Origin of the sequence: Rhodovulum sp. ES.010 (assembly GCF_900142935.1) — a bacterium.
Classification (GTDB): domain Bacteria; phylum Pseudomonadota; class Alphaproteobacteria; order Rhodobacterales; family Rhodobacteraceae; genus Rhodovulum.
Genome location: NZ_FSRS01000001.1, coordinates 3,272,269 through 3,292,011, shown reverse-complemented (window position 1 = coordinate 3,292,011; position 19,743 = coordinate 3,272,269). Strand labels below are relative to the sequence as shown.

The following is a 19,743-nucleotide window of genomic DNA, read 5'->3' as shown; positions in this document are numbered from 1 at the left end:
TGGATTTCCGACCGCACGGGGGAACACGGCCGATGCATGCGACCAGACGAAGCGTTCTCGCGGCCATTGCTGCGCTCTGCATGGCCTGGCCTGGCCCGGTCGCGGCCCAAGAGCGGGCCAGTGTCGTCGCGACCACTGGCATGATCGCCGATGCCGCCCGCAAGGTCGGGGGCGATCTCGTCGAGGTGCGCGCGCTGATGGGTCCCGGGGTCGATCCGCATTCTTACCGTCAGACCCGGTCCGACATCGTTGCACTGGCGCGCGCCGATCTCGTGCTGTGGCACGGTCTTTATCTCGAAGCGCAGATGGAGAACTTCCTGCTGGAGCTGGCCAACGACAACAACGTCGTCGCCGTGGCCGAAAGCCTGCCGCGCAACCTGCTGATCGGGCACGACGATTACGACGACAAGTTCGACCCCCATGTGTGGATGAACCCCAATCTCTGGGCGCGGGTCGTGCTGAACGTGCGCGACGCGCTGATCGCGACTGCGCCCGAGGCCGAGGCGACCTTCCGCGCCAATGCCGAGGCGCATCTGGCCGAACTCTACGCGCTCGCGCGCTACACCGCGGGAGTCCTGTCCTCGGTCCCGGCCGAGGCGCGGGTGCTTGTGACCGCCCATGACGCGTTCAACTATTTCGGCTCGGCCTACGGGTTCGAGGTCGTGGGCATCCAGGGCATCTCGACCGAAAGCGAAGCGGGTTTGAGGCGGATCGCCGATCTCGTGGAGCTGCTGGCAGACCGCGATATCCGTGCCGTCTTCGTCGAAAGCTCGGTCTCCGACCGAAACATCCGAGCGCTGATCGAAGGCGCAGCGGCGCGGGGCCACGAGGTGGCCATCGGCGGCGAGTTGTTTTCGGACGCGATGGGCGCGCCCGACACCTACGAGGGCACCTATCTCGGCATGATCGACCATAACACCACCACGATCGCCGCTGCCCTGGGTGGCGAGGCCCCAGACGGCGGCATGAAGGGATTGCTCAACTGATGCAGACGCCCGTCAACCTTGCGGCCGCGAACGGCCGGACGCTTCGGCCCGAACCGGACCCGGCGGATGCCGCCCTCGCGATCCGGGGGCTGACGGTCTCCTACGCGGAAAAGCCGGCGGTCTTCTCCGTCGACGCGACCTTCCCGGCCGATGCGATGTCGGCCATCATCGGGCCGAACGGCGCGGGCAAGTCCACGCTTCTGAAAGCCACGCTCGGGGTGATTCCGCGGTTGTCGGGCGAGGTCACTGTGTTTGGCACGCCGCTGGAAAGAGCGCGCGACCGCATCGCCTACGTCCCGCAGCGCGCGAGCGTGGACTGGGATTTCCCGACGACGGTCATCGATGTCGTGCGCATGGGGCTCTACCGCAAGGTGGGCTTGTTCGGTCGGCTCACGGGCGCGATGACCGACCAGACGCTTGACTGCCTTGATCGGGTCGGCATGGCCGATTTCGCCGACCGCCAGATTGGCCAGCTGTCGGGCGGGCAGCAGCAGCGGGTGTTCCTCGCACGCGCGCTGGCGCAGGACGCTGACCTCTACCTGCTCGACGAGCCATTCGCCGGTGTCGACGCGGCAACCGAGCGGGCGATCATCGACGTGCTCAAGCTGTTGAAATCGGAAGGCAAGGCGGTGGTGGCGGTACACCACGACCTGTCGACCGTAGCCGACTATTTCGACCATGTCTTCCTGATCAATGTGCGCCGGATCGCCGAAGGCCCGGTGGCCGAGGCGTTCACCGCCGAAACGCTTCACGCCACTTATGGCGGTCGGCTCGCGGCGACCCATATCGACCAGTTGGCCCTCGCGTGAGCGCATTTCTCGACGCCCTTTTCCTGCAGGCAGGCTACAACGCGGCGCTCGTCGGGACCGGCGCGGCGCTGCTTGGATTCGCCGCCGGCGCCTCGGGCACCTTCCTGTTCTTGCGCAAGCGCGCGCTCGTCTCCGACGCGGTGGCCCATGCCACACTGCCCGGCGTGGGGCTGGCCTTCATCGTGATGGTCCTGATGGGCGGCGACGGGCGCAACCTGATCGGACTTCTCGCAGGCTCCGCCCTGACGGCCTGGATCGGATTGCTGCTGGTCGAATGGATCGCCCGGCGCACGCGGCTGGCCGAGGACGCGGCGATCGGGGCGGTGCTGTCGGTGTTCTTCGGACTCGGCATCGTCCTGCTGACCGTGATCCAGACGATGAGCGCGGGCCGCCAGGCCGGGCTGGAGAGTTTTCTGTTGGGTTCTACGGCGGGGATGCTGTTCCAGGACGCAGTAGTGATCGCGATCGGCGGGTCGCTCGCGGTGGCGGCCACATGGCTGCTGCGGCGGCCGATGACGCTGGTCGCGTTCGATCCCGAATACGCCGCGGCCTGCGGCTACGACGTGCGGCGGATCGACCTTTTGATGATGGGGCTGGTGATGGCCGTGACCGTGATCGGACTGAAGCTGGTTGGCCTGATCCTGATCGTCGCCATGCTGATCATACCCCCCGTGACGGCGCGGTTCTGGACCGAGACGAGCGCACACGTGATCTGGATCGCCGGGTTCCTTGGAGGTCTTGCCGGCTACGTGGGCGCGGCGCTTTCGGCCTCGGCGCCCGCCCTGCCCACCGGGCCGATCATCGTGCTTGTGGCCGCCACGCTTTTCGCGGCGTCGCTCCTGTTTGCCCCCGGACGCGGGGTCGCCGCCGCGCTGATCCGGCACCGGGCCTTCCAGCGCCGGGTGCATCGCCGCCAGGGGCTGCTGGCGCTTGCCCATGGCGAACCGATTCGCGAACCTTTCACCCTGCGCCTGCTGCGCGCCGAGGGCCTGGCGCGTGCCGACGGCGTGGCGACCGAGGCCGGACGGGCGCAGGCCGCCAAGGTCGCCCGCGACGAACGCCGCTGGTACATCGCCCGCGATATCCACCAGGACAGCGGCCTGACGGGGCGCTATGACGGGCTCACCCCCATCGAAGACGTGTTCACCCGCGACGAGATCGCCGAGTTCGACCGCCGCCTCGGCGGCCCGGCGCCGGTCGGAGGGCCGGCCTGATGGGGGCGGAATTCGTACAGTTTTCCCTGACGCCGATCCTGATCGGAAGCCTCGCGGCCGTCGCCTGCGCCCTGCCGGGCAACTTCCTGATCCTGCGCCGCCAGGCGCTGATCGGCGACGCGATCAGCCATGTCGTGCTGCCAGGCATCGTCGTGGCCTTCCTCTTGACCGGGGTCGTCGCGGCGGTCCCGATGCTGCTGGGGGCGGCGGGCGCCGCCGTCGTCGCGGTGATCCTGATCGAGGCCGTGCGCAGGCTCGGCCGGATCGAACCGGGCGCGGCGATGGGCGTGGTCTTCACCACACTCTTCGCCGCCGGCGTGCTGCTGCTGGAGCAGTCCGACACCTCCACCGTGCATCTCGACGTCGAACACGCGCTGATGGGCAACCTGGAGTCGCTGATCTGGTTCAAGGCCGACGGGTGGTCCTCGCTCGCAGATCCTGCCGCGCTGGCGGCCCTGCCCGACGAACTCGGCCGCATCGCGGCGGTCTGTGCGCTGATCTGCGTGCTCACCGCGCTGTTCTGGCGCTGGCTCAAGATCGCCACCTTCGACGACTCCTTCGCGCGCACCCTCGGCATTCCCGCGGGAGCGCTCGGCATCGGGCTGGTGATCGTCGCCGCCATCGCGGCGGTGGCGGCCTTTGACGCGGTGGGCTCGATCATCGTGATCGCGATGTTCATCTGCCCGCCCGCGGCGGCGCGGCTGATGACCAACCGGCTGGAGACGCAGATCGGGTGGAGCGTGGCCTTCGCCGTGATCTCGGCGGTCCTCGGCTACGTGCTGGCAGGTTACGGTCCGCTGTGGTTCGGCGCCCAGAACGCCGTCAGCGCGGCGGGCATGATCGCTGTCGTCGCGGGCGTTATTCTGGGGATCGCCTGCCTGTTCGGCCCGCATCGCGGCCGCATCGGCGCGGGCCGGGAGCCGTCGGCCTGAAGAGACGGCAATTCACCCACACCGGCAGGGCCGGAAAAGACGAATGACTCGCGAAGGCTACCTGCGCGCCGCGCCGGTCAACCAGCCCTGATGTCGCGAAAGGTTCGGCCCAGCGCGGTTTCCGGCACGAGCCCCATATCCGCCGCTTTGCTGACCAGCACGACCGGGCTGCGCTGGTGCGCGAAAGCGGCGACCAATGACTTGACCGTTGGCGCGCATGCAAGCCCCTTTGGCATCAGGTTCGACAGCCGGCATGAAAGGCCATTGACCCGCGGCGGGCCCTGCCCGTCCGTACGGTCGAGCGGAGCTTCGGGGGTCAGCCAGCCCGCACACCGCTGCGCCCGGTCATGCGCGCTGCGTGACCCCGCGTCCCCCGGCTGGGCCATGACGATATGGACGGGGGCACCGAGCAGCGCGCGCCTCGGTGTGGCGGCGATTGCCCGACCGCGCCGCCGGTGACAAGATTGACCGGCTTCGAACCGCGCCCCCCGTAGCGCTGGGTGTGGGCCGGTCCCCGGCCCCGGTGTCGCAATCCTCCAATCGGCGGGCGCGGCGGCTTGCGGCTGCGCTGGGGGCACCCTAAGACCGGCCCACCCATTCCCGCGAGGAGACCCATGAACGCACCCGACAGCTTCCCCACCGCCCTGCAACGCAAGATCGACCTCAAGACCAAGCCGCCCGGCGCGCTTGGCCGGATCGAGGCGCTGGCGGCCCAGATCGCCACCGTGCAGGGCACGCTGACACCGCGGATGGAACGCTGCCAGTTGACGATCTTCGCCGCCGATCACGGGATCGCTACCGAAGGCGTGTCGGCGTTCCCGCAAGAGGTCACCCGGCAGATGGTGCTGAACTTCCTGTCCGGCGGGGCGGCGGCCAACGTGTTCGCCCGCAGTGTCGGCGCCGATCTGCGCGTGGTTGATGCAGGCGTGGCCGGGCCGGCCTTCGACGCGAAGGAACTCATTGATCGGCGAGTCGCGGCCGGCACGCGAAGCTTCCTCGAAGCGCCCGCGATGTCGGCGGAGCAATGTACCGACGCCTTGGAAAAGGGCCGCACGCTCGGCGCCGATGGCGACTGGGATGCGGTGGCCTTCGGCGAAATGGGCATTGGCAACACGGCGGCGGCCGCGGCGCTCGGCCACAAGCTGACCGGCGTGGGGCTCGATATCCTGACCGGTCCCGGCACTGGCCTTGACGACGGTCGGCTGGCCCACAAGCAGGCCGTTCTGGAACGCGCCGCCGCCCGCACCGGCGACCTCGCCCCGGAGGCGGCGCTGGCCGAGTATGGCGGGTTCGAGATCGTGATGATGGCCGGCGCCATGCTGGGCGCGGCGACGGCGGGCCGCGTGGTGATCGTGGACGGGTTCATCGCGACGTCCGCGGCGCTGGCCGCGGTGCGCCTGTCGCCCGAAACGCGTGGCGCAATGGTGTTCGCCCACCGCTCCGCTGAACGGGGCCACGCGGCGTTGCTCGAGGCGCTCGGGGCCGATCCTCTGCTCTCCCTGAACCTTCGCCTCGGCGAAGGCACGGGCGCTCTGCTCGCCTGGCCGCTGCTGAAAGCCGCCACGGCCATGCTCAACGATATGGCCAGCTTCGAGGATGCGGGCGTGGCCGGGCCGGCCTGAGACGCACCCCGGCTGCCGGTTCCCTGCGTATCGGGCGTGGCCCCACCGGCTTGCGGCGCGCATCTGCCCTCGGGACGCAGTAGCGCGCGACCGGAAAACGGCAGCGCGGACCATGCCGCGCGCCGAACCGAATCGACATAAGGGGCGCACGCGGCGGCGCGGGGACACGGTCCCCGGCGCGGAAAAGGCTTCATAATCCTGTCCCGATGTGCTGGCATTGCCAATGACATGATGACGAACCGCGCTTCCGCCCCGGCCCGGACCGCCCCCCTGCACCGGGCGCGGGACACGGCCTTGATGGCGGGCCTCTTGCTGCTGGTGGTGGCGGGGCTGGGCGCGCTTGCAGCGGCCACGGGTTGGGCCGAAACGCGAGCGCAGATGATGCGGCTGGGGCTGGCCCAGATCGGCGTTCTGCTTGCCCTATCGCTGGTCAACTACCTGATGCGGGGGCTGCGCTGGCACCTTTTCGCCCGCCGCCTCGGCCTGCCGGCGAACCTCTGGCGCGACCTGCGGCATTTCCTCGGCGGCCTCGTCATGTCCGTCACCCCCGGACGCGTGGGCGAGATGGTGCGCATCCGCTGGCTCCGGCGCGAGACGGGCATGCCGCTGGAACGCTGCGCGCCGCTGTTCCTCATGGACCGCGCGGCCGACCTGGTGGCGATGGCGGTGATCCTCGCGGCCGCGATCGCGCTTTCGACAAGCGGCATCGCGGGCGCCGCCCCCGTGGCTGCTATCGCTTTCGCAACGGCGATTCTCGCGACCCGTGCGCGGCTGCTTGGGGCACTGGCGACCCTCGCGTACCGCACCCTCGGACGCTGGCCGCGCCTTTTCGGCCGCCTGCGCGGGATAGCCCGGATGCTGGGCCAGGCCGGCCGTTCGGGCGCGATCGCGGGAGCTGTGGCGCTTGGCGTGGCCGGTTGGCTGGCCGAAGGCTACGCCTTTTACCTGCTGTTGGCCTGGCTCGGGGCGGAGACCGGGTTCTGGACGGCAACGGCGATCTTCGTCTTCGCCACGCTCGCGGGCGGGCTGACCGGCGCGCCGGGGGGGCTCGGCGGGGCCGAAGCGGCGATGATCGCGCTTCTCACGCTCGAGGGCCTGCCGCCCGAGACCTCGATCGCCGCGACCGCCATCATCCGCGTCACGACGCTGTGGTTCGCGATCGCGGTCGGGGCGGCGGTCTTTCCCTTCGCGGAACGGCTTGCAGGAAGGACGCGGCATGCAATGGAAGACCTCTGAGTATTCCGGCTGGGGGCGGGCGCTGACCGCACGCGGGGCGCTGGCCCGGCCCGAAAGGGTTTCCACCCTTGTGGCGGCGCTTGCGGGCGGGGGGCCGGCCATCGGCAACCGCAGGTCCTACGGCGATGCGGCGCTGAACTCGGGCGGCGCGGCGATCGAGATGACGCGGATGGACCGGCTGCTGGCCTTCGACGCCGAGACCGGCGTGCTGGAGGTGGAGGCCGGCGCCACGATCGGCGCGCTGCTGGACGTGCTCGCCCCGAGGGGATGGATGCCGGCCGTGATGCCCGGCACCGGCTTCGCAACCGTCGGCGGCTGCATCGCTAACGATGTGCACGGCAAGAACCACCATGTGGCCGGCAGCTTTGGCCAGCACGTCCTGGCCATCACGCTGATGACGAGGAACGGACCGCGCGAGGTCACGCCCGAGAGCGACCGCGGCCTTTTCCGTGCAACGATGGGCGGACTTGGCCAGACCGGCTCGATCCTCGCGGCGCGGCTGCAGCTGAAACCGATCCCCGGCCAGCGCATCCATGTCGTCGAAACCCGAATCCCCGATTTCGACGCCTTCATCGCCGCGCTCAATGCCTCCAAGGCGGAGTTCGCCGTCGGCTGGGTCGACGCCACCGCCAGGCGCAAATGCCTTGGCCGAGGCATCCTCGAGGAAGGCGCATTGCGGGAGGGGACGCGCCCGGGGCCACCACGCACCTCCAAAACCGTGCCCTTCAACGCACCGGGCCTCGTCCTCTCCCGGCCGGTCGTGACGCTGTTCAATCGCTGGTATCTGTCGCGGGTGCCCGACACCGGGCGCAAGCGCACACGGCCGCTGGATGCGTTCTTCTTCCCGCTTGACGGCTTGCACGACTGGAACCGGCTCTACGGCAAGAGGGGCTTCCACCAGTTCCAATGCGTGGTGCCAACCGAGGCGGCGCCCCGGCTCAAGGAGATCCTCGTGGCCATCGCCAAGGCCGGCGTCGCCGCGCCGCTTGCCGTGCTGAAGCGCTTGGGGCACGGACGCGCCGGGCACCTGTCCTTTCCCATGGAAGGCTACACGCTCGCGGTCGATTTCCCCGCGCGCCAAAAGCTGCCGGCGCTTTACTCACGGCTGGAAGAGATGGTGCTTGACGCCGGGGGCCGACTCTACCTCGCCAAGGACGGGCTTGCACGGCCCGGGGTCGTGGGCGGAATGTACCCCGAACTGGACGCGTGGCGGGCCGAGATCGAAAGGGCAGACCCGGAGGGCGCGCTGGCAACGGACCTCGTGCGGCGGCTCAAACTGAGGGCGGAGGAATGAGCGACACCTGGATCATTCTCGGGGCCTCGTCCGCGATGGCGCGAGCATTCGCACGCAAGCTGGCCGCACGCGGCGACGGCCTGATCCTCGCGGGCCGGGACATGGACGACCTGGAACGCGACGCGGCCGATGCCTGCATCCGTGGCGCAGCGCTGGCCGAGGTCGCCCGCTTCGACGCCCGCGACCCGGCGGGCTTTGCCCCGCTCGTCGGGCGCATGGCCGCCTGCGGCGGCACGATCTCGGCCGCGGTTTTCGTGGGCTCGATGCCCTCGCAAGCGGAGATCGACGCCGACCCGTCGCTCATCGAGGGCATGGTGGTCGACAACTTCACCGGCCCGGCGCACATCCTGCAGATGCTCGCGCCGTTGATGGAGCAGCGCGGCGACAGCACCGTCGTCGGCGTCGGCTCGGTCGCGGGCGATCGCGGGCGCATCGGCAACTATGTCTATGGGGCCGCCAAGGCCGGCTTCGCCACCTACCTGTCGGGCCTGCGCAACCGTCTGACGCGGGCCGGGGGGCATGTGGTGACCGTCAAGCCCGGCTTCACCGACACGGCCATGACCTGGGGCGTCAGCGGCATGTTCCTGGTCGCGCACCCCGAGCGGATCGCGGACGATATCCTGCGCGCCGTCGAGAAGAAGCGTAACGTGATCTACACGCCGGTGTTCTGGCTGGGGATCATGTCGATCATCCGGGCGATCCCGGAACGGTTCTTCAAGAAGATGTCGATCTAGACGCCAAGCCCGCGCTGCCACAGCCCGGCGCCGTGGAACATGCAGCACAGCGCCAGAAATATCAGGCCCAGCCCGACGCGGTCGCGCACCGCAAACAGGATCGGGTCGTAATCCTGCGCACCGCGATAGCCCAAGACGACCATGCGAACAAGCCAAGCCGCGAGCGGCAGCAGCGCGACCCAGAGCATCCACCGGGACGGATAGAGGGCGCGGGCCTGGTCTGTGAAGCTGTACCCGAAGAACACCAGGAGGGCGGCCACCACGCCCAGCCCAGCCATGTTCAGAAGATCGTCCCGGTCGGCCCGTCCGTAGCCCCGCCCCGGCAGCCTGCGCCCATCCTCGGCAAGCGCAAGCTCGGTCATCCGTTTCACGCAGCCAAGCGCCAGGAAGACGGGAAAGACGAAGACCAGCATCAGCACCGAGGCCCCGACCCCGGTGGCCGCCGCACCCGCCACAACCCGGAGAGTATAGAGCGCGGCCAGCGTCGCCACGTCGACCCAGCGCATCCGCTTGAGCCGCAGCGAATAGGCAAGCGAGAGCACCATGTAGAGGCCCAACACCCCGAGAAAGGCGGGGCCCAATGCCGCCCCAAGCGCGAAGGCCACAAACGCGAGGCCCAGGCTTGCGGCCATACCCGTGCCGATCGGCACGGCGCCGGCCGCGAAGGGACGGTTGCGCTTGACCGGGTGCAGCCGGTCGGCCTCGAGATCGAGCAGGTCGTTGACGATGTAGATCGACGAAGCCGCAGCCGAGAAGGCAACGATCCCGGCCAGCGCAAGCAACAGGATCGGCGTCGAGAAGGCATGGGCCGCGAGAACCGGCAGCAGCAACAGGAGATTCTTGACCCATTGATGCGGACGAAGGGCGTGGAGCAACGCGCGCCGGGACCAGCGCGGTCGGCCTTCCCGGGCCGCGGGCCGCGCCGGGACCTTGGGCGCATCCCCGCACCGGCCGCCGCGCCCTTGGGCAGGCCAGAACGGGCAGGACAGCCCGTGGTGCGCCGCCAACGCGGCCAGCAGGGCCGGATCGGCATCCGACACCAGAACCACCTCGCACCCCGCTGCGCGCGCCGCGCGCGCCCGTGCGGCGGCCTCCGGGCGCACCGGTAGCAGGTCGACCCTTGGCGGAGCGATACGCGTCAGCGCCCGGCGCAGCGCCGCGGGCTGCCCGGCATGGCGCAGGAGAGCCACGAGCGTCGCGCGCGGCGCCCGGTGCAGGCCGCTCCAGAACGCCTCGAGGGCCAGCTCCGTGGCCAGAAAGGAGCGCTCGACGTCCAGAACCAGCGGCTCGCCCGGCCCCATGCGCCTACCCCGCCCCCATCACCCGGAACACGCAGCCGTCGCTGATCAGCTCCGGCGGGGTCTGGCACAGGCCGCGCGCCACGGCCCACGCGGCCAGAACGCGGGGCACGTAGTCGCGCGTCTCGGCGAAGGGCGGCACCCCGCCGTGGCGGCGCACCGCGCCTTCGCCCGAATTGTAGGCCGCCAGCACCAGAACCGGGTCATTGCCGAACGTCCCCATCAGCCAGTCGAGATAGGCCACGCCGCCGCGAATATTCGCCGCCGCATCGGTCGCGTCGGCGACGCCGAACCGGGTCGCGGTCTCCGGCATCAGTTGCATAAGGCCGGTCGCGCCCTTGGGGCTGACCGCGGCAGATCGGCCGCCGCTCTCCACCCCGATCACCGCGAGCGCCAATGCAGGCGAAACGCGCGTGCCCACCGTGGCAAGAAGGATATCGGCCCCGTGGAGGGCTGCAATGTCCTGGAGGTCCTGAAGCCGCGGCACCGGCACCGAGGCGCCTTCCGGCGCCTCTGCCAGGGCGTCCAACGCGCGGGCAAGACGCCCGGGGGCCCTGTCGGCGAGGGCCGGCGAGACGCGGGCCCAGAACCAGGCGGGGCCGGGGCCCGCCGGTGGCGGGGTCTCATCCACCTCAGGCGGCAAGGGGCTGGCGACTTCCGGTTCCGCGGGCGCGATCTGCACCTTGATCCGCTTGCTTGCGCCCGGCCCTGGCGGCTTGACCCGCTTGAAGGTGAACTCCGGCCAGGGCGGGGGGTCGGCCGCGGCGGGAACCGCGCAAAACAACACCGCCGCAACACCGCCAGCGACGATGCGCAGCGCGAATTTTGCCCCTGGACTGCCGGCACACCGTTTCATGGCAAGGACTATGCAGAATCTGTTAATAAAAACCACATCCGATGGACGATCGTTGCTCGCTTCCCGATGTGTCCCTCGGCGAAGCGACTCGGCCATTTGCCGTCACCCCCTAAGAATTTTAGCTTTTTGTATTCTAATTACGAATACTTAGGCCACCCTTAGCCAGTTTTTAACATCGGGCTGAAATTGACAAGCCCTAGCCCAACTCTTGCCCGATTCGGCTGGCCTTATACCCCTATGCCACGGCGGTGATGGGTCAAGCGAGAGGCCGGCCCTTACTTCCGAGACGGCACGTTGAAGTGAGCGAGCATCCTACTGGAGGGACCGACATGAAACTGTTCGAACTGATCAAGCGCTTCCACAGCGATGAATCGGGCGCCGTTACCGTGGACTGGGTCGTGCTGACCGCCGCGATCGTGGGCCTGGGCATCGCGGTTCTCAGCACCGTGGGCAACGGCGTTCAGGGTCTGGCCACCAACATCTCGACCGAACTGTCCGGCACGCAGGTGCAGGATATCGGCACCCTGGGCTTCGACGCGGACGGCAACTTCGGCGGCGGCGACGGCTAATATCCTCGATCCACGCCGCCTCGATGAAGGCCAAAGGAAAGGCCGCATCTTCGGATGCGGCCTTTCCATTTTACCCGAAGGCGACCGGTCGCACCGACCCGCGAAGATTGTTTCGATTTCCCACAATGTCCGCAGCGCGGCCCACAGTTCATCGCGTTTTCGCCGCATTTCCCGATCAGATTGCCATGGACGTCGCGAAAGGAAACATGTCCGGCGCACTGCACGGGCATGAGACAGAGAGGACATGCCATGCGAATGATCTTCGGTCTGGTGCTGCTGGTGGGGCTCGGCCTTGCGGGCTTCGCCGTGTACATGGCGCAGGGCTATATCGACCAGTATGAACGGCAACTGGCCGCGGAACGCGCCGCGCGCACGCAACAGGTGGATCTGGTGCCCGTAGTGGTCGCCAAGGAACACCTCCGTTACGGCCAGCAGGTCACGCTGGACAACCTCCGTCGTGTGCAATGGCCCAAGACGTCTCTGCCCGAGGGCGTCTTCCAGACGGCGGAAGAGCTGTTTCCCGAAGGCAAGCCGAAATTCCGCACCGTGCTGCGCGCGATGGAGGCGGGCGAGCCGCTGCTTGCGGTCAAAGTGACCGAACCCGGGGCCGATGCCGGCCTGACCTCGCGCCTGACCCGCGGCATGCGGGCCTTCGCGATCCGGGTCGACGTGACGTCGGGCGTCTCGGGCTTCCTGCGTCCGGGCGACCGCGTGGACGTCTACTGGACCGGCCAGTCAAGGCAGAAGCAGGTGACCAAGCTGATCGAGTCCGGCGTGCGCCTGATCGCGGTCGACCAGATTGCCGACGAGGACACCTCGCGCCCCGTGATCGCCCGCACCGTGACGGTCGAGGTCTCGCCGCAGCAGGTCGCCGCGCTGGCCCAGGCCCAGTCTACGGGGCGCCTTTCGCTCTCGCTGGTGGGTGCCGACGACGATCTGGTGGCAGAGGTCGTCCAGGTCGACCAGAAGACCCTGCTCGGCATCGAGGACGCCCCGGTAGTGGTCGAAGAAAAGGAAGAGGTCTGCACCATCCGCACACGCCGCGGCGCGGAGGTCGTGGAAATCCCGATCCCCTGCACGAACTGAGGCCGGGCACGAGCTCCCGCAACATCTGCGCGTGCCGGACTTCATCTTGGGCCTCCGGCGCGTTCGCGTATCCAATCTTGGGTTGTTGCCCGATATCCACATCAAGCCTTTTCGGTAATCGTCTGATTCTTGCAAAAAAACGGCTCCTGCCGCATTGTGTCGCCCAACGGGCACAAGAACCCCGACCTTGAGGCGTGATCGGAAAGGCAGGATCACATGAACATCAGGACGTTACTGGCGGCCGGCCTGGCAGGGCTTGCCGCCTTCGCAGCCCCGACCGTGCCGGGGGAGGCCCAGACGCTGCGCACCCTTGACGGGCAGGCGACCGGCACGCTGACCATTCCGATGAACCGCGCGGTCGTCGTCGAAAGCGACGAGGTGTTCGCGGAACTCTCGATCTCCAACCCGCAGATCGCCGACATCTCCACGCTGTCGGACCGCACGATCTACGTTCTCGGGAAGATACCGGGCCGCACGACGCTCACTGTTCTGGGACCCGATGGCAGCTTGCTGACGAATGTCGAGGTCCGTGTGACGCCGGACATGAGCGAACTCAAGGAACGCCTGCGCGAGGTGTTGCCGGGCGAGCCGATCGAGGTGCGCTCGGCCAATGACGGGCTGGTGCTCTCGGGCACGGTCAGTTCGGCGCAGGCCGTCGACCGTGCGCTCGACCTCGCCTCGCGCTACGCGCCGGAACGCATCTCCAACCTCCTGACCGTCGCGGGCAGCCAGCAGGTCATGCTCAAGGTTCGGTTCGCCGAGATGTCCCGCAACGTCACCAAGGCACTGGGCTCCGAACTCAGCGTCATCGGCAATCGCTCGCTCGGCGGCGGCGCGTTCGACGGCGGCGAGGGCACTGTCGACGGCAGCTTCGGCGCCGGGCTGACCGGCGAGATCGGTAGCCTCACGATCGCCGGCGACCTTGGTGCCCTTGGGCTGGAACTCACGCTCGAAGCGCTTGAAACCAAGGGCTTCGTGCGCACACTTGCCGAGCCCAACCTGACCGCGCTCTCCGGCCAGGAGGCCGCGTTCCTGGCGGGCGGCGAGTATCCGATTCCGATCCAGGAAGAGGACGGCCTGTCGATCGAGTACAAGCCCTTCGGGATCCAGTTGGGCTTTACCCCGCGTGTGGTCGGCGACAACATCAACCTGCGCCTCGACGCCGAGGTCAGCGGCCTCGACGACACAGCGAGCTATGACGTGGGCGATATCAGCGTTCAGGGTTTCCGGACCCGCCGCACCTCAACCACGGTGGAACTGCGCGACGGCGAGAGCTTTGCCATCGCGGGCCTGCTGCAGGACGATTTCTTCGCCAATAACAGCCAGGTGCCGTGGATCAGCGACGTGCCGGTGCTCGGGGCGCTGTTCCGCAGTTCGGACTACGAGCGCCAGAAGAGCGAACTCGTCATCATCGTCACCGCCCACAAGGTCACGCCGACACGCGGCGAGGCCCTCGCCATCCCGACCGACCGGGTGCGCCCGCCCAGCGAACGCGAGTTGTTCCTCTTCGGAGATCTTTCCGCTCCGAACGCGCCGAGGACCGGTGCGGCGGGCGAGGTCGCCCGGCAGGATTTCAGCGGCTCCTACGGATATGTGATGGAGTGAGACCATGCGCGCCAAACTGACAGCTCTGACCCTCGGCGCCGCGGTCGCGCTCTCCGCCTGCAGCGCCGATTTCCACCGTGAGGCCGGCGCCAGCCTGGACGACGGCGGCTTCGGCAACGCGACGATGGACAACACGATGCTGATGTCCGGCGAACGCGCGATGGCGATCAGCCTCAACCGGCGCTTCGCGGAGGAGGTGCCGGCGATGATCACCTTCCCCTTCGACAGCGCCGCGCTCGACGGCACGGCCCGCGCCGCGCTCGACGAGCAGGCGCGGTGGATCGTGCAATACCCGTATGTCAAGTTCCGCGTCTACGGCCACACCGACAAGGTCGGCAGTGCCGCGTACAACAAGGCGCTGGGCATGCGTCGCGCGCAGGCGACGGTCAACTACCTGGTTTCACGGGGCATCTCCCGTTCCCGCCTCCAGGCGGTGGTCTCCTATGGCGAGACCCAGCCGCTGATCGTCACCGAGGGCCGGGAACGGCGAAACCGGCGCACAGCGACCGAGGTCTGGGGCTTTCTCGAGCCCAAGCGCCTGATCTTCGACGGCAAGTACATGCGCAACACCTACGGCATTTACGTGCAGAGCGCCCAGGAAGAACACGTCTCGGAGTGATCTCCTCGACGCGGTCGCGCCCTGTCTGAACCAATCCGGGGCGCGACCCGACCGGCTTTTCCAACAATTTCGGCTTTTGGGCCGTAATGTTGCCTAGATTGGTCTTCACATTCCCTTCTTGAGAGCAGTGCGCCCGACGGCGAGTCGTGCGCCGGCGGGTCGGACATGGCCAGGACGGCCGGGGTCACGTCCGCAAGAAGGGAATTGGACAACATGACGAGTACGGCTGCCTTGGACTCCGATCCGGCCCCGGTAATCGCCTGCACCGTGTCCCGGGACATTCAGAACTTCGATCTTCTGATCGAGGACATGGAGACGGAACTCGGGGAAGCGTGGGGCGATCTCGGCTTTCAGGATGCGGACAGCTTCTTCGACCAGCCCGACGCGCGGTCGCTGGAATTCATCGCCGTCGCAGTCGACGATCAGGACGAGGACGACATCGGCTTCATCGGCGAGATCGTCCGCAATGCCAAGACGCACGGCATCAAGGTGATCGTGATCGCCGAGGAACTCAGCCCGATCGCGCTTCACCAGTTGATGCGGGTCGGGGCAGACGATTTCGTGCCCTACCCCCTGCCCGAACGCGCGCTGCAGGAGGCGATCAACCGGGTGCGCCGACCCGACCCGGTGCCCGCTGCGGCGAACGGCCCTGCCGGCCAGACTGCGCCCAGCGTGTCCAGTTCCGACCGCGACGGGGCGATCTTCCCCGTCCATGGCCTCGCCGGCGGGGTGGGCGCGTCGACCTTCGCAGTCAATCTCGCCTGGGAACTCGCCCGGGCGGGCAAGAAATCGGGGCACCGCGTCTGCCTGATCGACCTCGATCTTCAATTCGGCTCCGTCTCGACGTATCTCGACCTGCCCCGGAGGGACATCGTCTTCGAGCTTCTCTCGGACATCGGTTCGCTCGACAGCGAGAGTTTCATGCAGGCGCTGCAGACCTACAACGACGACCTGCACGTGCTCACGGCGCCGGCCGACATCCTTCCCCTCGACCTGATTTCACCCGACGAGGTGAGAGCATTGATCGAGATGGCACGCTCGCAGTTCGAGTTCGTGGTGATCGACATGCCGACGACGCTGGTGCAGTGGACTGAGACCGTGCTGAGCCATGCCCATGTCTATTTCGCGCTGCTCGAGCTCGACATGCGCTCGGCGCAGAACGCGCTGCGGCTGATCCGCGCGCTGAAATCCGAGGACCTGCCGCACGAACGGCTGCGCTACGCGATGAACCGCGCGCCGAAATTCGCCGACCTTTCGGGAAAGAGTCGGGTCAAGCGCATGGCCGAAAGCCTCGACATCGACATCGAACTGCAGTTGCCCGATGGCGGCAAGATCGTCGCCCAGGCCGGCGACCATGGCCTGCCGCTGGCCGAAACCGCCAACAAGGCCCCGCTGCGCAAGGAAATCCAGAAACTCGCCGTGTCGCTCTACGAGCTGGGCCAGGCGCCCGCGGCGGCCGAACGCTAGACCGGAGGCGCAACGCCCATGTTCTCCAGGTACAAGAAAGCCGATGCCGGCGCCGCGCGCCCCGCGACCGCCCCCCAGCCCGCCCCGACGACCCAGACGCCGGTACCGGCGGTGACCCCGCGCGCGCAACCCGTCAAACCCGAGGCCGGCGAGAAAGAGCGCAAACGCAGGGAACGGCTGGCCGAACTGAAGGTCGAACTGCACAAGCGCTTGCTCGAAAACCTGAACCTCGCCGCGCTGGAACATGCCGACGAGAAAGAACTGCGCGCCGAGATCCAGGCGATCGCCAGCGAAGCGCTCGAAGAGATGGGCATCGTCCTCAACAAGGAGGACCGCGGCCAGCTGAACCAGGAACTGTTCGACGAGGTGACGGGCCTCGGCCCGCTCGAACCACTCCTGAAGGACGAGACGGTCAACGACATCCTGGTCAACGGCCCCAAGCAGGTCTTCGTCGAACGCGCGGGCAAGCTCACTCTGACCGATACCACCTTCAAGGACGAACGCCACCTGCTGCGGATCATCGACAAGATCGTCTCCGCCGTGGGCCGGCGCGTCGATGAATCGAACCCCTACGTGGACGCCCGGCTCGCCGACGGCTCGCGCTTCAACGCGATGGTGCCGCCGATCGCGGTGGACGGCTCCCTGGTCTCGATCCGGAAATTCAAGAAGGACAAGCTGGGCATCGAGGATCTGGTGAAGTTCGGCGCCTTCACCGAGGAGATGGCCGCCTATCTGCAGGCCGCCGTTGCCTGCAGGCTGAACGTCATCGTCTCGGGCGGGACGGGCTCGGGCAAGACGACCACACTCAACGCGCTGTCCTCCTTCATCGACAACGCCGAACGCATCCTGACCATCGAGGACACGGCAGAACTCCAGCTGCAGCAGACCCATGTGGGCCGGATGGAAAGCCGCCCGCCCAACGTCGAGGGCAAGGGCGCGGTGACCCAGCGCGACTGTCTGAAGAACGCGCTCCGGATGCGCCCCGACCGCATCATCGTCGGCGAGACCCGCGGCGAGGAAGTCATCGACATGCTGCAGGCGATGAACACCGGCCATGACGGCTCGATGACGACGATCCACGCCAACAACGCCCGCGACGCGGTCTCGCGCCTGGAAAACATGGTGGCGATGGCCGGGATCGAAATGCCGCTGAAGGCGGTGCGTGCGCAGATCGCCTCGGCCGTGCACCTGATCGTGCAGGCCAGCCGCCTGCAGGACGGCTCGCGCCGGATGGTCTCGATCACCGAGGTGACGGGCATGGAAGGCGAGGTGATCTCGATGCAGGAGGTCTTCCGCTACGAACGCCTCGGGCTGGAACCCGACGGCAAAATCATCGGCCGCTTCACCGCCACCGGCGTGCGCAGCCACTATTCCGAGCGCTTCCGCCAGTGGGGCTACGACCTGCCGGCCAGCATCTTCGAACCCAACAGAGGGATGTGAGCCATGCAGATCAGCGCGGAGCCCATCATCTACGGCCTGATCTTCGTCGCTGTTCTGGCGCTGGTCGAGGGCCTGTATCTCACGGTGTTCGGCAAGTCGATCAGCCTGAACGCCAAGGTCAACCGCCGGCTGGAGATGCTGGAAAAGGGGGTCGACCGCGAACAGGTGCTGGAACAACTCCGCAAGGAGATGTCGCAGCACATGAACGCGCGCGGCATCCCCCTCTACTCGATACTCGCCGAAAAGGCGCAAAAGGCCAACATCGCCTTCACGCCGGTGCAGCTGATCATGATCATGGTGCTGCTTTCGGGCATCGCCTTCCTGGGGCTCACCGTCGGCACCGCCGCCGCGCTCCCGGTGCGCTTGCTCGTCGCGGTCGCGATGGGGGTCGGCGGTGTCTATGTCTGGGTCAACAAGAAGGCCAAGAAGCGCCTTGGGCTGATCGAGGAACAGCTGCCTGACGCGGTGGAACTGATGGTCCGCTCGCTCCGCGTCGGTCACCCGTTCGTCTCGGCGATCAATATCGTGGCCAAGGAGGTGCCCGACCCGCTCGGCTCGGAAATGGGGATCATCGCAGACGAGGCCGCCTACGGCCGCGACATCGGCGAAGCGCTGAAGGATCTGGCCGCGCGCGTGGACATGCAGGATTTGCGCTTCCTTGCGGTGGCGGTGTTGATCCAGCAGCAATCGGGCGGCAACCTCGCTGAAGTCCTCGACGGGCTGGCCAAGGTCATCCGCTCGCGTTTCAAGCTGTTCCGCCGGGTCAAGGCGATCACGGCGGAGGCGAAATGGTCGGGCATGTTCCTGTCCGGCTTCCCGATCGTCGCGATCGTCATGATCTCGGTGATCAAGCCGGACTACTACGACGAAGTGAAGGAAACCGCGGCCTTCATCCCGGCCGCGATCGCCGTGGGCGTGTTCCTCGTCGTGAACGTGATCTTCATGCGGATCATGGTCAACATCAAGGTCTGAGGAGCCGGTTCCATGGAGATCATCAACACGATCAACACCCTGCTAACCGATCGCTTCGGCGAACTCGGGCCGCTCTACGCGGTGGGCGTTCTCGGGCTTCTCATGGTGGCCCTCACCCTGCCGGCCCTGCTGCGCAAGCAGGTCGATCCGCTCGACAAGCTCAAGCGCGAGACCCGTGCGATGAACGAGGGCGCAGGCCGCGAGCCCTCGGCCACGCTTCGGCCCACCTCCCGGGCGGATAAGCTCGACCGGTTCTCAACCTTCCTCGAACCACAGGACGAGGAAGAGTTCTCCGCCATCCGGCTGAAGCTGATGCAAGCCGGCTACCGGTCGAAATCGGCCGTCCGGACGTTTCACTTCGCCCAGTTCGCCCTCGGCATCAGCCTGCTGATCCTCGGCGTCGTCTACACCGTCGTGAAAAGCGCCACCGGCGAGATCGGCACGACAAGCCTGATCCTGTCGATCATCATTCCCGGCGGCGTCGGATACTACCTGCCGAAATACTGGGTCGAACGGCGCGTGCAGACGCGCCAGCAGGAAATCACCAACGGTTTTCCGGACTCGCTCGACATGATGCTGGTCTGCGTCGAGGCCGGCCAGTCTCTGGATCAGTCGATCGTCCGCGTCGCCAAGGAGATGCGCGCGGGTTTCCCCGACCTCGCCGCCGAGTTCGAGATCGTCGCCAACGAGATGAAGGCCGGCAAGGACAAGGTGCAGGTGCTAAAGGACATGTCCGAACGCTGCGGCGTGGCGGACATCGCCTCTTTCGTGACCGTGCTGGTGCAGTCGGCCACCTTCGGCACCTCGATCGCCGAGGCGCTGCGCGTCTTCTCGGCCGAGATGCGCGACAAACGCGTGATGCGGGCCGAGGAAAAGGCGAACGTCTTGCCGACGAAGCTCACACTGGGCACGATGATGTTCACGGTCCCGCCGCTGCTCATCATCCTGATCGGCCCATCGGTCTATGCCATCTACGAGACGCTCTCGAACTCGAATTTCTGACG

The 19,743-nt window shown here is 67.5% G+C and carries 19 protein-coding genes; 16 read left to right on the top strand and 3 right to left on the bottom strand.

The window, feature by feature from the left end; translation table 11 throughout:
• Positions 1-32 precede the first annotated feature (32 nt).
• From BUR28_RS16250 to BUR28_RS16235, 4 genes are read left to right on the top strand one after another with little or no spacing between them, the layout of a single operon-like run.
• Positions 33-986 carry a metal ABC transporter solute-binding protein, Zn/Mn family gene (locus tag BUR28_RS16250; RefSeq protein ID WP_139307594.1) on the top strand — a complete coding sequence of 318 codons (954 nt, stop codon included), beginning with the start codon at positions 33-35 and terminating at the stop codon, positions 984-986.
• The gene (locus BUR28_RS16245) at positions 986-1,795 is read left to right on the top strand and encodes a metal ABC transporter ATP-binding protein (protein WP_074221080.1); all 810 of its coding nucleotides are present in this window, start codon (positions 986-988) and stop codon (positions 1,793-1,795) included. The genes BUR28_RS16250 and BUR28_RS16245 overlap by 1 nt, the downstream gene beginning before the upstream one ends.
• On the top strand, positions 1,792-3,009 hold the full coding sequence (locus BUR28_RS16240; RefSeq protein ID WP_074221079.1) for a metal ABC transporter permease: 1,218 nt from the start codon (positions 1,792-1,794) through the stop codon (positions 3,007-3,009). Before BUR28_RS16245 ends, BUR28_RS16240 begins: the two co-directional genes overlap by 4 nt.
• Complete coding sequence (locus BUR28_RS16235; RefSeq protein ID WP_074221078.1) at positions 3,009-3,941, top strand: metal ABC transporter permease; 933 nt, start codon at positions 3,009-3,011, stop codon at positions 3,939-3,941. Before BUR28_RS16240 ends, BUR28_RS16235 begins: the two co-directional genes overlap by 1 nt.
• A 77-nt stretch (positions 3,942-4,018) precedes the next feature.
• Here the strand turns inward: BUR28_RS16235 and BUR28_RS20840 are convergent, their stop codons facing one another.
• On the bottom strand, positions 4,019-4,327 hold the full coding sequence (locus tag BUR28_RS20840; RefSeq protein WP_074221077.1) for a bifunctional adenosylcobinamide kinase/adenosylcobinamide-phosphate guanylyltransferase: 309 nt from the start codon (positions 4,325-4,327) through the stop codon (positions 4,019-4,021).
• A gap of 228 nt (positions 4,328-4,555) precedes the next feature.
• On the opposite strand from BUR28_RS20840, the gene cobT reads away from it, so the two are divergent.
• From cobT to BUR28_RS16210, 4 genes are all read left to right on the top strand, one after another.
• Positions 4,556-5,563, top strand: a complete 1,008-nt coding sequence (gene cobT / locus BUR28_RS16225) for a nicotinate-nucleotide--dimethylbenzimidazole phosphoribosyltransferase (RefSeq protein WP_074221076.1) — start codon at positions 4,556-4,558, stop codon at positions 5,561-5,563.
• A gap of 228 nt (positions 5,564-5,791) precedes the next feature.
• Positions 5,792-6,799, top strand: a complete 1,008-nt coding sequence (locus BUR28_RS16220) for a lysylphosphatidylglycerol synthase transmembrane domain-containing protein (RefSeq protein WP_074221075.1) — start codon at positions 5,792-5,794, stop codon at positions 6,797-6,799.
• Positions 6,780-8,093 carry an FAD-binding oxidoreductase gene (locus tag BUR28_RS16215; protein ID WP_074221074.1) on the top strand — a complete coding sequence of 438 codons (1,314 nt, stop codon included), beginning with the start codon at positions 6,780-6,782 and terminating at the stop codon, positions 8,091-8,093. The genes BUR28_RS16220 and BUR28_RS16215 overlap by 20 nt, the downstream gene beginning before the upstream one ends.
• Entirely contained in the window at positions 8,090-8,827 is a 738-nt protein-coding gene (locus tag BUR28_RS16210; protein WP_074221073.1) for an SDR family NAD(P)-dependent oxidoreductase, read from the top strand. The genes BUR28_RS16215 and BUR28_RS16210 overlap by 4 nt, the downstream gene beginning before the upstream one ends.
• Here the strand turns inward: BUR28_RS16210 and BUR28_RS16205 are convergent.
• Positions 8,824-10,128, bottom strand: coding sequence for a UbiA family prenyltransferase (locus tag BUR28_RS16205; protein ID WP_074221072.1), 1,305 nt, complete (start codon positions 10,126-10,128; stop codon positions 8,824-8,826). The genes BUR28_RS16210 and BUR28_RS16205 overlap by 4 nt on opposite strands.
• A 4-nt stretch (positions 10,129-10,132) precedes the next feature.
• Complete coding sequence (locus BUR28_RS16200) at positions 10,133-10,942, bottom strand: lytic transglycosylase domain-containing protein (protein ID WP_371441622.1); 810 nt, start codon at positions 10,940-10,942, stop codon at positions 10,133-10,135.
• A 368-nt stretch (positions 10,943-11,310) separates the two neighbouring features.
• Here BUR28_RS16200 and BUR28_RS16195 point away from each other — a divergent pair, with 368 nt between their 5' ends.
• From BUR28_RS16195 to BUR28_RS16160, 8 genes are all read left to right on the top strand, one after another.
• Positions 11,311-11,550: a Flp family type IVb pilin gene (locus tag BUR28_RS16195; protein WP_074221071.1), complete on the top strand. Its 240-nt coding sequence runs from the start codon at positions 11,311-11,313 to the stop codon at positions 11,548-11,550.
• Between the two features lie 249 nt (positions 11,551-11,799).
• Positions 11,800-12,636: a Flp pilus assembly protein CpaB gene (gene cpaB / locus BUR28_RS16190; protein WP_074221070.1), complete on the top strand. Its 837-nt coding sequence runs from the start codon at positions 11,800-11,802 to the stop codon at positions 12,634-12,636.
• A 216-nt stretch (positions 12,637-12,852) separates the two neighbouring features.
• Positions 12,853-14,241 (top strand): type II and III secretion system protein family protein, encoded by a 1,389-nt coding sequence (locus tag BUR28_RS16185; RefSeq protein WP_074221069.1) that lies wholly within the window; start codon positions 12,853-12,855, stop codon positions 14,239-14,241.
• A 4-nt stretch (positions 14,242-14,245) separates the two neighbouring features.
• The gene (locus BUR28_RS16180; RefSeq protein WP_074221068.1) at positions 14,246-14,860 is read left to right on the top strand and encodes an OmpA family protein; all 615 of its coding nucleotides are present in this window, start codon (positions 14,246-14,248) and stop codon (positions 14,858-14,860) included.
• A gap of 213 nt (positions 14,861-15,073) precedes the next feature.
• Positions 15,074-16,327 (top strand): AAA family ATPase, encoded by a 1,254-nt coding sequence (locus BUR28_RS16175; RefSeq protein WP_074221067.1) that lies wholly within the window; start codon positions 15,074-15,076, stop codon positions 16,325-16,327.
• 18 nt (positions 16,328-16,345) lie between these two features.
• Complete coding sequence (locus BUR28_RS16170) at positions 16,346-17,767, top strand: CpaF family protein (protein WP_074221066.1); 1,422 nt, start codon at positions 16,346-16,348, stop codon at positions 17,765-17,767.
• Between the two features lie 3 nt (positions 17,768-17,770).
• Entirely contained in the window at positions 17,771-18,739 is a 969-nt protein-coding gene (locus tag BUR28_RS16165) for a type II secretion system F family protein (protein ID WP_074221065.1), read from the top strand.
• A 12-nt stretch (positions 18,740-18,751) separates the two neighbouring features.
• Positions 18,752-19,741, top strand: coding sequence for a type II secretion system F family protein (locus BUR28_RS16160; protein WP_074221064.1), 990 nt, complete (start codon positions 18,752-18,754; stop codon positions 19,739-19,741).
• Positions 19,742-19,743: the final 2 nt, after the last annotated feature.

Bases quoted from the DNA above. Each gene is read 5' to 3' on its own strand.
- BUR28_RS16250 (WP_139307594.1), top strand. From the start codon at position 33: ATGCATGCGACCAGACGAAGCGTTCTCGCGGCCATTGCTGCGCTCTGC.
- BUR28_RS16245 (WP_074221080.1), top strand. From the start codon at position 986: ATGCAGACGCCCGTCAACCTTGCGGCCGCGAACGGCCGGACGCTTCGG.
- BUR28_RS16235 (WP_074221078.1), top strand. From the start codon at position 3,009: ATGGGGGCGGAATTCGTACAGTTTTCCCTGACGCCGATCCTGATCGGA.
- BUR28_RS20840 (WP_074221077.1), bottom strand. From the start codon at position 4,327: ATGGCCCAGCCGGGGGACGCGGGGTCACGCAGCGCGCATGACCGGGCG.
- cobT (WP_074221076.1), top strand. From the start codon at position 4,556: ATGAACGCACCCGACAGCTTCCCCACCGCCCTGCAACGCAAGATCGAC.
- BUR28_RS16220 (WP_074221075.1), top strand. From the start codon at position 5,792: ATGATGACGAACCGCGCTTCCGCCCCGGCCCGGACCGCCCCCCTGCAC.
- BUR28_RS16215 (WP_074221074.1), top strand. From the start codon at position 6,780: ATGCAATGGAAGACCTCTGAGTATTCCGGCTGGGGGCGGGCGCTGACC.
- BUR28_RS16210 (WP_074221073.1), top strand. From the start codon at position 8,090: ATGAGCGACACCTGGATCATTCTCGGGGCCTCGTCCGCGATGGCGCGA.
- BUR28_RS16205 (WP_074221072.1), bottom strand. From the start codon at position 10,128: ATGGGGCCGGGCGAGCCGCTGGTTCTGGACGTCGAGCGCTCCTTTCTG.
- BUR28_RS16195 (WP_074221071.1), top strand. From the start codon at position 11,311: ATGAAACTGTTCGAACTGATCAAGCGCTTCCACAGCGATGAATCGGGC.
- cpaB (WP_074221070.1), top strand. From the start codon at position 11,800: ATGCGAATGATCTTCGGTCTGGTGCTGCTGGTGGGGCTCGGCCTTGCG.
- BUR28_RS16185 (WP_074221069.1), top strand. From the start codon at position 12,853: ATGAACATCAGGACGTTACTGGCGGCCGGCCTGGCAGGGCTTGCCGCC.
- BUR28_RS16180 (WP_074221068.1), top strand. From the start codon at position 14,246: ATGCGCGCCAAACTGACAGCTCTGACCCTCGGCGCCGCGGTCGCGCTC.
- BUR28_RS16175 (WP_074221067.1), top strand. From the start codon at position 15,074: ATGACGAGTACGGCTGCCTTGGACTCCGATCCGGCCCCGGTAATCGCC.
- BUR28_RS16170 (WP_074221066.1), top strand. From the start codon at position 16,346: ATGTTCTCCAGGTACAAGAAAGCCGATGCCGGCGCCGCGCGCCCCGCG.
- BUR28_RS16165 (WP_074221065.1), top strand. From the start codon at position 17,771: ATGCAGATCAGCGCGGAGCCCATCATCTACGGCCTGATCTTCGTCGCT.
- BUR28_RS16160 (WP_074221064.1), top strand. From the start codon at position 18,752: ATGGAGATCATCAACACGATCAACACCCTGCTAACCGATCGCTTCGGC.